Source organism: Enterobacter sp. HK169, from assembly GCF_001719105.1.
Classification (GTDB): Bacteria; Pseudomonadota; Gammaproteobacteria; order Enterobacterales; family Enterobacteriaceae; genus Enterobacter; species Enterobacter asburiae_B.
In genome coordinates, this window is record NZ_CP017087.1 from 4,001,955 (window position 1) to 4,014,155 (window position 12,201).

Annotated in this window: 13 protein-coding genes; 6 read left to right on the forward strand and 7 right to left on the reverse strand. The window is 56.8% G+C overall.

Annotation, left to right across the window (positions count from 1 at the left end):
* Positions 1–45 precede the first annotated feature (45 nt).
* Together EnteroDNA1_RS18990 and EnteroDNA1_RS18995 are read left to right on the forward strand one after the other, a co-directional pair.
* A complete protein-coding gene (locus tag EnteroDNA1_RS18990; RefSeq protein WP_069303745.1) occupies positions 46–1,116 on the forward strand; it encodes a LacI family DNA-binding transcriptional regulator in 1,071 nt (356 codons plus the stop codon).
* 102 nt (positions 1,117–1,218) lie between these two features.
* The gene (locus tag EnteroDNA1_RS18995) at positions 1,219–4,308 is read left to right on the forward strand and encodes a beta-galactosidase (protein WP_069303746.1); all 3,090 of its coding nucleotides are present in this window, start codon (positions 1,219–1,221) and stop codon (positions 4,306–4,308) included.
* Positions 4,309–4,346: 38 nt separating this feature from the next.
* Here EnteroDNA1_RS18995 and EnteroDNA1_RS19000 read toward each other — a convergent pair whose 3' ends face one another.
* Positions 4,347–5,186: a nickel/cobalt efflux protein RcnA gene (locus EnteroDNA1_RS19000; RefSeq protein WP_069303747.1), complete on the reverse strand. Its 840-nt coding sequence runs from the start codon at positions 5,184–5,186 to the stop codon at positions 4,347–4,349.
* Between the two features lie 133 nt (positions 5,187–5,319).
* On the opposite strand from EnteroDNA1_RS19000, the gene EnteroDNA1_RS19005 reads away from it, so the two are divergent.
* Positions 5,320–5,592, forward strand: a complete 273-nt coding sequence (locus tag EnteroDNA1_RS19005; RefSeq protein WP_023310594.1) for a metal-sensing transcriptional repressor — start codon at positions 5,320–5,322, stop codon at positions 5,590–5,592.
* On the opposite strand, the gene EnteroDNA1_RS19010 is transcribed toward EnteroDNA1_RS19005, so the two are convergent.
* On the reverse strand, positions 5,585–7,150 hold the full coding sequence (locus EnteroDNA1_RS19010) for an EAL domain-containing protein (RefSeq protein ID WP_069303748.1): 1,566 nt from the start codon (positions 7,148–7,150) through the stop codon (positions 5,585–5,587). The genes EnteroDNA1_RS19005 and EnteroDNA1_RS19010 overlap by 8 nt on opposite strands.
* 219 nt (positions 7,151–7,369) lie before the next feature.
* Here EnteroDNA1_RS19010 and EnteroDNA1_RS19015 point away from each other — a divergent pair, with 219 nt between their 5' ends.
* Together EnteroDNA1_RS19015 and ykgO are read left to right on the forward strand one after the other, a co-directional pair.
* Positions 7,370–7,630 carry a type B 50S ribosomal protein L31 gene (locus EnteroDNA1_RS19015; RefSeq protein WP_047061249.1) on the forward strand — a complete coding sequence of 87 codons (261 nt, stop codon included), beginning with the start codon at positions 7,370–7,372 and terminating at the stop codon, positions 7,628–7,630.
* A gap of 2 nt (positions 7,631–7,632) precedes the next feature.
* Positions 7,633–7,773, forward strand: a complete 141-nt coding sequence (gene ykgO, locus EnteroDNA1_RS19020; protein ID WP_003859006.1) for a type B 50S ribosomal protein L36 — start codon at positions 7,633–7,635, stop codon at positions 7,771–7,773.
* Here the strand turns inward: ykgO and EnteroDNA1_RS19025 are convergent.
* A complete protein-coding gene (locus tag EnteroDNA1_RS19025) occupies positions 7,770–8,480 on the reverse strand; it encodes a GNAT family N-acetyltransferase (protein ID WP_048975521.1) in 711 nt (236 codons plus the stop codon). The two genes, ykgO and EnteroDNA1_RS19025, sit on opposite strands and share 4 nt — an antisense overlap.
* A gap of 101 nt (positions 8,481–8,581) precedes the next feature.
* On the opposite strand from EnteroDNA1_RS19025, the gene pdxR reads away from it, so the two are divergent.
* Complete coding sequence (gene pdxR, locus EnteroDNA1_RS19030; protein ID WP_069303749.1) at positions 8,582–10,042, forward strand: MocR-like pyridoxine biosynthesis transcription factor PdxR; 1,461 nt, start codon at positions 8,582–8,584, stop codon at positions 10,040–10,042.
* On the opposite strand, the gene EnteroDNA1_RS19035 is transcribed toward pdxR, so the two are convergent.
* The 4 genes from EnteroDNA1_RS19035 to tomB form a co-directional block, all read right to left on the reverse strand.
* Positions 10,014–10,481, reverse strand: a complete 468-nt coding sequence (locus EnteroDNA1_RS19035; protein WP_023310598.1) for a YlaC family protein — start codon at positions 10,479–10,481, stop codon at positions 10,014–10,016. The two genes, pdxR and EnteroDNA1_RS19035, sit on opposite strands and share 29 nt — an antisense overlap.
* 117 nt (positions 10,482–10,598) lie before the next feature.
* Positions 10,599–11,150: a maltose O-acetyltransferase gene (gene maa / locus EnteroDNA1_RS19040; RefSeq protein WP_047061252.1), complete on the reverse strand. Its 552-nt coding sequence runs from the start codon at positions 11,148–11,150 to the stop codon at positions 10,599–10,601.
* A 205-nt stretch (positions 11,151–11,355) separates the two neighbouring features.
* The gene (locus EnteroDNA1_RS19045) at positions 11,356–11,574 is read right to left on the reverse strand and encodes an HHA domain-containing protein (RefSeq protein ID WP_008499287.1); all 219 of its coding nucleotides are present in this window, start codon (positions 11,572–11,574) and stop codon (positions 11,356–11,358) included.
* 27 nt (positions 11,575–11,601) lie between these two features.
* Positions 11,602–11,976 carry an Hha toxicity modulator TomB gene (tomB, locus tag EnteroDNA1_RS19050; RefSeq protein ID WP_008499288.1) on the reverse strand — a complete coding sequence of 125 codons (375 nt, stop codon included), beginning with the start codon at positions 11,974–11,976 and terminating at the stop codon, positions 11,602–11,604.
* Positions 11,977–12,201: the final 225 nt, after the last annotated feature.

Below are 12,201 nucleotides of genomic sequence, written 5' to 3' on the forward strand. Positions count from 1 at the left end.
CGCTGTGCCAGAATAGACGCTTCGAAAATCGCGATGCCAGAAAGCATGAAAGCAATCACTCTCTATGATGTCGCCCTCCTTGCGGGGGTTTCTTATCAGACCGTTTCCCGCGTCATTAACGACGCGGAACATGTGTCTGCCCGCACGCGAGAAAAGGTGCAGCAGGCGATGGCGGAGCTGCACTACGTTCCTAACCTTCGGGCGCAGCAGCTGGCGGGGAAACGCACCCGTACGTTGGGCCTCATCACCACCGACCTGGCCCTGCACGCGCCTTCGCAAATTGTGTCGGCAGTCAAATCGCGTGCGGCGGAACAGGGGGCGAGCGTCCTTATCTCCATGGTGGAGCAACCCCAGCAGTGTCAGGCCGCGCTTCAGGCGCTGCTGGCACAGCGGGTGGACGCGCTGCTGGTGAATGTGCCGCTTGACGATCCGCACGCCGAAGAGCTCGGGTCGCTGGCGTCGCCCGTCCCGGTGCTGTTCCTCGATGTATCGCCCTCAGCGCGGGTAAACAGCCTCGTGTTTAACGCGGAGCAGGGGGCGCGTCTGGGCGTTGAGCATCTGCTTTCTCTGGGGCATCAGCGCATTGCCCTGCTGAGCGGGCCGGAAAGCTCGGTCTCTGCGCGGGCGCGCCTGGCGGGCTGGAAAGCGACGCTGGCGCTGGCGGGTCTTAACGCGACGGCTGTGGCCTACGGTGACTGGAGCGCGGCCAGCGGTTATGAGAAGGGACACGTGCTGCTGTCGGGTGCGGCATTACCGGACGCGATTCTGGTGGCGAACGATCAGATGGCGCTCGGGGCGATGCGCGCCTGCGCGGAAAAAGGGATCGCGATACCTGGCCAGCTTTCGGTGGTTGGGTTTGACGATACGGCCGACAGCGCCTGGTTTTCCCCGCCGCTGACAACCATTCGTCAGGCGTTTCGCGAGGCAGGCGAACGCAGCGTGGAGTGGCTGCTGGCGCCTTCCGGGGGCGAAGCGTGCCGGCAGGTTCAGCTGCCGGTGACGCTGGTTACCCGTCATTCCAGCGCGCGCCGCAATCCGAAGCAGGCCGAACGCGAGGATCTGGCGCAGCAGCTCAGAAGCCTGGCACTCCTTGCCGAGCAGATTGCCCGCAAATAAAACTTTGTGATCGGACTCGCTACCCCGCGATTGAACGCTTTACCGTTGCCCGGTGCCAGGGCATGTTAACCAAAATTGTGAGCGCTTCGCAAAGAGGTTACTATGTCCACCACTTCACCGCTGACCCTCAGCGCCATTCTGGCCCGTCGGGACTGGGAAAATCCTGGCGTCACCCAGTGGAACCGTCTGGCCGCACACGCGCCGTTGCACAGCTGGCGCAATGAACACTCTGCCAGAGAGGACGCTGGATCGACCAGCAGGCACTCTCTGAACGGAGTGTGGCAGTTTAGCTTCTTTACCGCGCCGGAGCAGGTTCCTCAGGCATGGGTAACCGAAGATTGCGCCGATGCCGTTGCGATGCCCGTGCCGTCTAACTGGCAGATGCAGGGTTTCGACACGCCCATCTATACCAATGTCACCTATCCCATTCCCGTTAACCCGCCTTTCGTGCCGCAGGAAAATCCGACCGGTTGTTACTCGCTCACATTTGAGGTGGATGACGCCTGGCTTCAGAGCGGGCAGACCCGCATCATCTTCGACGGCGTGAACTCCGCGTTCCATCTCTGGTGCAACGGACAGTGGATGGGCTATTCCCAGGACAGCCGATTGCCCGCCGAATTTGACCTCTCGGCGGCCTTGCGCCCCGGGCAGAACCGCCTGGCGGTCATGGTATTGCGCTGGTGCGACGGCAGCTATCTGGAAGATCAGGACATGTGGCGCATGAGCGGCATCTTCCGCGATGTGACGCTGCTGCATAAACCCAAGACGCAGATTGCCGATTATCACGTGGTGACGGACCTGAATGCGGAGCTGGACCGCGCGGTGCTGAAGATGGATGTCGCGCTGACAGGCGCTGGCTTTGCAGACTGCGAGGTGGTCATGACCCTGTGGCGCAGGGGTGAAAAATGCGCCAGCGTTTCCCGGCGGCCAGGATCTGCCATCGTCGACGAGCGCGGCAGCTGGGCAGAGCGGCTAACGACGGCGATCCCCGTCGACCAGCCCGCGCTCTGGAGCGCTGAAACGCCAGAACTGTATCGCCTGACGATTGCGCTTCTTAACCCGCAGGGTGAGGTGCTGGAGGTTGAGGCGTGCGACGTGGGCTTCCGCCGCGTTGAGATCGGCAATGGCCTGCTGAAGCTTAACGGTAAACCGCTGCTAATCCGCGGGGTTAACCGACACGAGCATCATCCGGAAAACGGCCAGGTGATGGACGAAGCGACCATGCGCCGCGATATCGAAATCATGAAGCAGCACAACTTCAACGCCGTGCGCTGCTCGCACTACCCGAACCATCCCATGTGGTACCGGCTTTGCGACCGCTACGGGCTGTACGTCGTTGACGAAGCCAATATCGAAACGCACGGCATGGTGCCGATGAGCCGCCTTGCTGACGATCCGCGCTGGCTGCCCGCCATGAGCGAACGCGTGACCCGCATGGTGCAGCGCGATCGTAATCATCCCTCGGTTATCATCTGGTCCCTGGGCAATGAGTCGGGCCACGGCGCGAATCACGATGCGCTGTACCGCTGGCTGAAAACCACCGATCCTACGCGTCCGGTGCAGTATGAAGGCGGCGGCGCGAACACGGCGGCGACCGATATTGTCTGTCCGATGTACGCCCGGGTCGATCGGGATCAGCCCTTCCCGGCAGTGCCTAAATGGTCAATCAAGAAATGGATCGGCATGCCGGACGAAACGCGCCCGCTGATCCTCTGTGAATACGCCCACGCGATGGGAAATAGCTTCGGCGGGTTTGCGAAATACTGGGAAGCGTTTCGCAGCCATCCTCGCCTGCAGGGCGGGTTTGTCTGGGACTGGGTCGATCAGGCCCTGACGAAACGGGATGAAAAGGGCAACGCGTTCTGGGCCTACGGCGGAGACTTCGGGGATAAGCCGAACGATCGGCAGTTTTGTCTTAACGGGCTGGTGTTCCCCGATCGCACGCCGCATCCGGCGCTGTACGAGGCGCAGCGTGCCCAGCAGTTCTTTACCTTTACGCGGGTCAGCACCTCTCCGCTGGTGATTGAGGTGCAAAGCGGCTACCTGTTCCGCCACACCGATAACGAAGTGCTGAACTGGACGGTTGCCCGGGACGGGGACGTGCTGGCCGCGGGCGAGGTGACGCTCTCGATGGCGCCTGAAGGCACCCAGCGTCTGGAGATTGACCTGCCGGCGCTGAAAGCCGTGCCGGGTGAGGTCTGGCTGAACGTTGAAGTACGCCAGCCGCGGGCAACGCCGTGGTCTCCGGCTGACCACCGCTGCGCGTGGGAGCAGTGGCCGCTTCCGGCTCCCCTTTTTATTGCTCCGCCAGTCCCGGCGGGCGAGCCGCCGGTGTTAACGCAAAACGATCGCATCCTGGAGATCGCCCATCGTCAACAGCGCTGGCAGTTCGATCGCGCAACCGGAAACCTGTCCCAATGGTGGCGAAACGGCGTTGAAACGCTGCTTTCACCTCTGACGGATAACGTCAGCCGCGCGCCGCTGGATAACGACATTGGCGTGAGTGAAGCGACGCAGATCGATCCGAACGCCTGGGTTGAACGCTGGAAAGCGGCGGGCATGTATGAACTCACCTCGCGCGTTCTGCACTGTGAGGCGCAGCAGCACGCAGGCGACGTGGTGGTCACAACCCAGCACGTGCTTGAGTATCGCGGCAAAGCCTTGTTCATGAGCCGTAAAGTCTGGCGGGTGGACGATCGGGGCGTTCTGCATGGCGATATTCAGATTGATGTTGCGTCTGATATTCCTGAACCCGCGCGCGTTGGCCTGAGCGTTCATCTTGCCGAAACGCCGGAAAACGTTCACTGGCTGGGGCTGGGGCCGCATGAAAACTACCCGGACAGAAAGCTGGCGGCGCAGCAGGGTCGCTGGACATTACCTCTCGAGGCCATGCACACGCCGTATATCTTCCCGACGGAAAATGGTTTGCGCTGCGATACCCGGGAACTTGTGGTGGGAACGCATCAGCTGAACGGCCGGTTCCATTTCTCGGTGAGCCGCTACGGCCAGCAGCAGCTGCGTGAGACAACCCATCATCATCTGCTGCGCGAAGAGCCGGGATGCTGGCTCAATCTCGATGCGTTCCATATGGGCGTGGGCGGCGACGACTCCTGGAGCCCCAGCGTCTCTCCGGAATTCCTCCTGCAGACACGCCAGCTTCGCTATACCTTCAGCTGGCAGCAGAACCCTTAACTGACCAAGAGATGCGGCCACAGAGCGTGGCCGCAGTCTTACGCCAGAATGCCGCTCAGGCCATGCAGGATCATGTAAATCCCTACTACGGTAATCAGCGCAGCGGAGATCCACGGCGCTTTACGGGAGAATTCGCTAAACCCGGGCCAGCGTTTGGTCGCGTGCTTGAGGCTTAAGGCGGCAATCGCGCCGGAAGCGACCAGCGTTAACGCCAGACCAATACTGAAGCTGAACACCAGCGTCGCGCCGAGGGCGAAATGCTTTAGCTGCAGGCAGATCAGCAGCACGGTGATGGACGCCGGACAGGGGATAAGCCCGCCGGTCAGGCCAAACATCACGATCTGTCCGGTGGTGACGTTTTGACCGCTGAAGCGCCGGTTAATATCCTGCGCGTGAGCGCGCTGGTGGGCGTCCTGCCACTCTTCTTCAACCAGCGAGTGTTCGTGGTGATGGTGATGATGATCATGATGGTGGTCATGGACATGGTCATGGTGGTGGTGGTGGTGATCATGGTCGTGATGATGATGATCGTGCGGCTGGCTCTCTTTCCAGGTTCGCCACGCCATCCACAGGGCGATCGCAACGATCAGCACCCCGGAAATCAGCTGGAACCAGGGTTCGGACGTGTGTGCATCCCAGCCCCGACAAAACCATAATCCCGCCATCGCAACGAGCCAGACCACCGCCGTATGGGAGAGCGTGGCCGCCAGGCCGAGCAGCACCGCCTGTTTCAGCGTGCCGCGGATGGCAACAATAAAGGCGGCCATCATTGTTTTTGAATGGCCCGGTTCCAGGCCATGTAGCGCACCGAGCAGGATAGCGCTGGGAACAAACAGCCAGGCGTTGCCCTGCTGAAGGAGTGAAGCAAAATCGGTCATGGGAAATTCCGGAGTGGAAAGCGTGCGGAGATACTACTCCCCCCAGTAGCGTAATACTACCCCCCAGTAGAAAAATACTCAGGGGGAGTAGCGCGTGGTATGCTTTAAAAGCCAAAAAATAAGGGGTACAGAGATGTCACATACCGTTCGAGACAAGAAGATGCTACTGACTCGCCTGAAGAAAATTCAGGGGCAGAGCACCGCGCTGGAAAAAATGCTCAACAGCGATCACGAATGCGCCGAGGTGTTACAGCAGCTGGCGGCGATCCGCGGGGCGGTCAATGGCATGATGATGCAGGTGATCGAAGGGCATTTAACCGATCATGTGGTGAAAGAGCCTGAAGAAGCGCAGCGTGAAGCCGATCTTGGCGTGGTGTTGCGGGTGATGAAATCCTATCTTAAGTAGAATGCATGCCGAGGTTATTTTCTGCCCAAAGAATAAATTCCGTCTTTGGCAGCGCTTTGCTGTAGTACCACCCCTGCCCGTACTGCACGCCGTGGCGGTGTAGCCAGGCGAGTTGCCCTGCGGTTTCGACGCCCTCCGCTACCATCGCTAGCTTCAGCGACTTCGCTATTTCAATGATGTGCGGCGTCACATTTTTATACTCCAGCGCATCCACGAACGATTTATCAATTTTTAGCGTATCGACGTCCAGATCCTGCAGATAGCTCAGGCTGGAATAGCCCGTGCCAAAATCATCAATATAGACAGGGTGGCCCGAACGACGAAATGCGGCGATAGCCGGTGCGCTAATTTTGGGATCGGCAAAGCCGCGCTCGGTGAGCTCAAGGGCGATTTGCCGGGGGTGGATTTGCCACTTGTTCAGGAGCTGGCTCAGCAGAGGCGGCAGGATGCCGGAGGTTAAATCGGCAGGGGCGAGGTTAATGGAGATATGCTGATCCGGATAGCGTTGCAGCCAGTGGCCCATATCTTCAAACACCTTTTCGATGACTAACTGTGTCAGCTTCGAGATGAGCCCCGTTTGCTCGGCAAGGGGGACAAAAATATCCGGCGAGAGGCAGCTTCCGTCCGGCTGCGGCCAGCGCGTTAGCGCCTCAGCGCCCACAATTTTTCCGCTACAGAGCGCCACGATGGGCTGATAGTGGACCACAAAATCCCGGCTGTTAATTGCGTCAAGCAGGCGATTGCGCGGCGACTGGATACGCCGCAGGATCCGCAGGACAAACAGTGCGGCGAGCAGGCTTATCAACATGCCGAACGGTAACCAGAAAAGAAGCTGCCGGTGCCAGGTTTCAGCCAGCGGTTTGAGCGTTGCCCATGCGACAACGGTAAACCCAAGCTCAGGTACAGACTTCATGACGTACATTGAACCGTTGTACTGCACGCTTTTCACACCCCGCTCCTGAACCATGTCGCGGATGTGAGAGTCGAGCTTGCTGCTGCTGGCGAATATGCGGTGCGTTGCGCTTCCTACCAGGGCGGCATCAATCGCTATCTCGCCGAAAGGGATCACGTCCACCAGCGAGGCAGGATCGATCATGACAAGGTAGTGGCCTTTTCCCAGCACCGTCATGTAGCGGTTAAACCCAAGATCGTTTTGCGTGGTCAGCCACGCGCTGTAACCATCTTCGGTAATGCGCATTGGAGGGGGAAAAGGGGACGCATGGCTGGTTTGCTCCAGGGAGGAGCAGAGCGGTCGAAGGTTGTCGATATAAATCACTTCCTGGACATATCGCCACGAGAAAGCGACCCGGCGCATTTCCCGCAATTGCAAGGGGCTACACGGCACTCCCTCAAAAGCCTGCAGGTGATCGAGCGCTTCTTTTGCCTGATCCACAACCCTGTCGGTGCGTACCAGCACGCGGGAGGCATAGTTATCCAGCGCATCGGCAAATTTATCTTCCGCCTGGCGGTGGGCCAGCCAGATGCTCAGGCAAATGGGGACCAGCACAGAAAAGATAAGTACGCCAGTCACCAGACTGACCAGATGTCGGGTTTTCATGCTGTCGTGTCCTTCCTCGTATACCCGTTCCTGGGCATTGAGTTCCCTGCCTGAAGAGAAAGATTTTACCGCGAAATGATATAGTTATAGCACGAGGTTGGCATGGTTTTCATTTTATCTCAGGCATACGAGAAATTATCGTCAGAAGAGAGGGGTTGTTTTTTCAACCTCGCCTGGATATTATTTTGTTATGTTATAACAAAACATAAAGGATTTACGATGAAACCCGATATCCACCCAGCCTATCGCACCGTGGTATTCCACGACACCAGCGCTAATGAGTACTTCAAAGTCGGCTCAACCATTAAAACCGACCGCGAAATTGAACTCGACGGTGAAACGTATCCGTACATCACCATCGAGGTTTCTTCAAAATCGCACCCGTTTTATACCGGTAAGCAGAAAACGTTCTCCACGGACGGCAGCGCAGCGCGCTTCCGCAAGCGTTTTGGCGGTTTTCTCAATGCGAAGCGGAGCTAACCATGCAGGTACTTAACTCATTACGCAGTGCAAAGCAGCGTCACCCGGATTGCCAGATAGTCAAACGCAAGGGACGCTTATACGTAATTTGCAAATCTAATCCGCGCTTTAAGGCGGTTCAGGGACGTAAAAAAAGACGCTAAACGCGCGTTTCTCGCCAGCTTTCCAGGGATCTTTTCTGTTTGCCATCGGCGGTAAAATTGTCGGTGGCAAGCCAGCTTTCAAAGGCGCTCGCCAGCGCAGGCCACTCTTTGTCGAGAATCGAAAACCAGTCGGTATCCCGGTTACGGCCTTTTATGACCAGCGCCTGACGAAAGCGCCCTTCAAACTGAAAGCCCAGACGCAGCGCCGCTTTGCGGGAAGGCTCGTTCAGGCTATTGCACTTCCATTCATAACGCCGGTACCCCAGGGTATCGAACACGTACCGCATCAGCAGATACTGCGCTTCTGTCGACCCTGGCGTGCGGCTTAACAGAGGAGAGAAGTGAACGTGACCCACTTCCACGACCCCGTTTTTAGGATCGATCCGCATCAGGGACAGCGTCCCGACAGGAGACTGGGTCCGGTTATCCATAACGGTAAAGTGGATGGGATCGGATAACTCACTTACGCTCGCCACCCAGTCGGCAAACTCCTCTGCGGTGGCATCGGGTTCACGCAGCAGCCACGTCCAGCTGCGGGTATCTTCGGCCAGGGAATAGGCGGAGAACAACGCGTGGGCATGCTCCACGCGCAGCGGCTCAAGCCGACAATAGTGACCCTGAAGGACCACCCGGGACGGGTGCTGACGAGGCTGCCAGTCGATAAGGGCTTCGCCTACAGGCTGTCCAAACTCGTTGAATGTATTCATCTTTATTTCCATGACGTTGAAAAGATCTCCAGATTAGTGAATTGCTGGTTCCTTAAAAAGAACCACCAGGCTATGTTTTTCTGGTACCACAAGGAGGGAAGATGAATATACCGGGTGATGAGCTTTACACTTTGCTCCATGCTGCGCTGAAAAAGCGTGGGCAAGAGACGCTTCAGCGCGCGCTCTATCTCGCTTTGCGGGAGGCCATACTGAGCGGAAGGCTTCGGTCCGGCAGCCAGCTGCCCGGTTCGCGAACGCTGGCGCAGCAGATCTCGGTTTCCCGAAACACCGTCAATGCCGCGCTGGACCAGCTCACGCTCGAAGGTTATTTACTGCGTAACCGTCAGGGAACGCGGGTGGGGCAATTCGCTCATCGTACGATTGCCCGGGCATTGCCGGATCCTGACATCAGGCTGACAAAACGGGTCGCCCTGCTGCCCGCGCCCGTGCCGCGCGACACCCCGGTGATGGCGTTTACGCCGGGAACGCCAGCCATTAACTATTTCCCCTTGCCGCTGTGGCGGCGATTGTACGATCGTGTCCTGCGCGAGGAGGGAAGCGCCCTGTTAGGCTATGGCGACCCGGCCGGCGAGCCGTCGCTGCGCGCCGCGATTGCCCGGCATCTCGCCCTGTCCCGCGGTATCGACTGCGACTCCAGCCAGATTGCGATAACCGAAGGGGCGCTTGAAGGCGTCAACCTCTGCACGATGCTGTTAAGCGAGCCTGGCGATGTCTCCTGGGTAGAAAACCCCGGCTATAGCGGGGCAAAGAGTGCGTTTGTTAAAACTGGCCTGGCAATGACGGGAATACCGGTAGATGACGAGGGAATGTGCTGGGAAGGGCTGGATGCGCCTGCGCCCTCAATGATTTTTACCTCACCTTCGCATCAGTTCCCTTACGGGAGCGTGCTCAGCGCGCGGCGGCGGCTGGCGCTGCTGGAGCTGGCCCGGCAGCACAACGCGTGGATCATTGAAGACGATTACGACAGCGAGTTCCGCTATGCCGGTGAGCCCGTACCGGCGATGCTGGGAATGGTCAACAATGCGCCCGTTGTGTATCTGGGGACGTTCAGTAAAACGCTGTTTCCTTCGCTCAGAATGGGGTTCATGGTGCTACCGCCAGCGCTGGCGAAAGCGGCTCGTCCGGCCATCGGCTCGCTGTTGCGCGGGGGACATCGTGCGGAGCAGCGTACCCTGGCGCTATTTATTGAAGAAGGTCATTACGCCCGTCACCTTGCCGCCATGCGTCGGCTCTACCGTAAACGCTACCGCCAGCTGCGGGAGGTGCTGAGCGCAGAGCTTCATTCTCCGCATCGCATTCTGGCAGGCGAAGGGGGAATGCATCTGACGCTGGCGATAGACGGTATTGACGACCAGAAGCTGGTGGAGCAGGCGAGGGCGTTTCAGCTGGCACCCGCTGCGCTGAGCGGGTACTACCTGGAGGCGAAGCAGGGGCAAACCGGTCTGGTTTTAGGTTACGGCAATACCTCTGCTTCTCAGTTTGCGCCGGGGATCCGACGTCTGCAGGCGTTAATTACGCAGCAGCAGGGCGGGAAAGGGTAAAGACATCATAGAAAGAGAGCTGACCTTTGGTGGAGACCATTTTCTGCAGCTTCTCTTTTTGCCCGGCTTCTACCGCCGGTGAATGCATGATGTTTTCGATCAGCTCCTCTGGCACGTAACGCGTGTTGTACCATTCGCCGTTATAGCAGACCCGGAAATCGAGCACGTCGATATCTTCGTAACGGTAGCGCGGATTCACGTCGAAAAAGAAAAAGGCGTTAAAGACGACAAACAGTACAACCAGCAGCCAGACGGAGTCCACCAGCGTTTCGGACTTCAGCATCACAATCAGCGTCGCCAGCCAGGCGGCATACATGGCGACAAACAGTCCAGGATGTTTGCGAATAAAGCTAATGCTAAAGCGCGGGCGATTGTCGCGCTTTTCGCGGAGGTTAAGATCGTCGATGGTGGCGGTAAGCAGGCGCTGTATCTCGGTCATTTTTTGCCTTCATAAGAGTTGACAATACAGGGGGTCTGCCAATTTTAGGGGAGCCATCAGGCTGAAAAAAGTAACAGTCTGGCGCTAAAAGACTATAACAGTTGACTCCCCGCAACCTTACAGCGTTTTGATGATTTTTGCCGGATTGCCGCCAACGACGACGTTAGCCGGGACGTCTTTCGTCACGACGGCGCCGGAGGCCACCACCACATTATCACCAATGGTGACGCCAGGGTTAATGACAGCCCGGCCGCCAATCCAGACGTTATTGCCAATATTGACGGGTTTTCCAAACTCCACGCCGCTGTTTCGTTCTTCCGCGTCCAGGGGATGGGTAGCCGTATAAATATGAACACCCGGCGCGAGCATGCAGTTATCGCCAATATGAACAGGGCAGACATCAAGCATCACGCAGTCGAAGTTAGCGTAAAAGTTTTTGCCCAGATAAATGTTATATCCGTAGTCGCAGCGGAAGCTCGGCTCAATATAAGCGCCTGCGCTTTGTCCCAGAAGTTCCGCCAGAATGTTCTGGCGTTCTGTTTTTTCATCAGGCGCGGTGTGGTTATAGCGGTAAACCAGATGGCGGGCGTGCAGTCGGTCAGCCCGTAACGTCTCATCGCCGGGGCGGTAATGTTCACCGGCAATCATTTTCTGTTTTTCTAAGCTCATTGGAAACCTCTCTGGATGTTATTACCGAAGGGTAATCGGAACAGGCCAGAAGGGGAACGTTCCCGAAAAGCCGATGTGACTGACGTCACAACATTGCTGCTGATGAACACGTTTTACACGGAGACCTGGCCTGGGCACAGGGAGCATAACGGGACAGGTAAATACTCAGAACGAGGCGTAGAACTCTACAGACACCCTTCAAAGATTAACGGACAAATTTCCACACAGAAGTAGGGATTTTGTCATACAGTTTATTCATTGTCAGTTCAGCAAGACGATGGTCAGCGGCTGAATAAAATACCGCCAGTTCATTATCAGAAAGCTCGTATTTATTCTTTTCAATGACGCGCTCAAGCGTATCAATTGACTGACAACGTCGTAAGCGCATCAAATAATCGATTTTTGTGAGTGGTTTATCAGACATAAATTCACCTTAGTAATTGTAATAATTTTAACAGGAAAGACTCACCGGGTTAGCTCTGCTCACGTTGACGAAACAGCGGAATAGCCGATTTCCCGATTTACGCCATTTTTGCAAATCCTGCGCGTTAATGCCGTAACTGCTGAACAACATAAAGGTGTCGTCCAGGTATTCATCAATTTGCTCAATGAGCTTATTATCTTCATTGTACTTAATTTTATAATTAAGTGCGAAGGTTGCGATATGCTCTATCAGCTCATTCAACTGTAAATTGATGGCAGATGTTGGGTCGTTTACCCAGCCATGGTTACTTTCATCAAGATTGGCAAGGCAGTCATGGTACAAGGATTCGCAGAGAAATTTCAACTGCGCGATATCATGCCTTTTTGGCGAGTACTCGTCCATAGCGCATCCCCTTCTGAGTGATTTCTTACTCACCGAACATCATTGTCGGGATGGATACAACTGACTTAGCTACATGAGTGCTGTGTTCCTGATAACCTAACTATAAGCCACTCCTTCCTGGATTTCACCGCGCTATTACGAAAAATTACAAATAAAAACCGCAGGCTGGGAGCGTGTACGCAAATGGTCACCCTGGACTCAACGTTTTTATCCAAATTAACGACG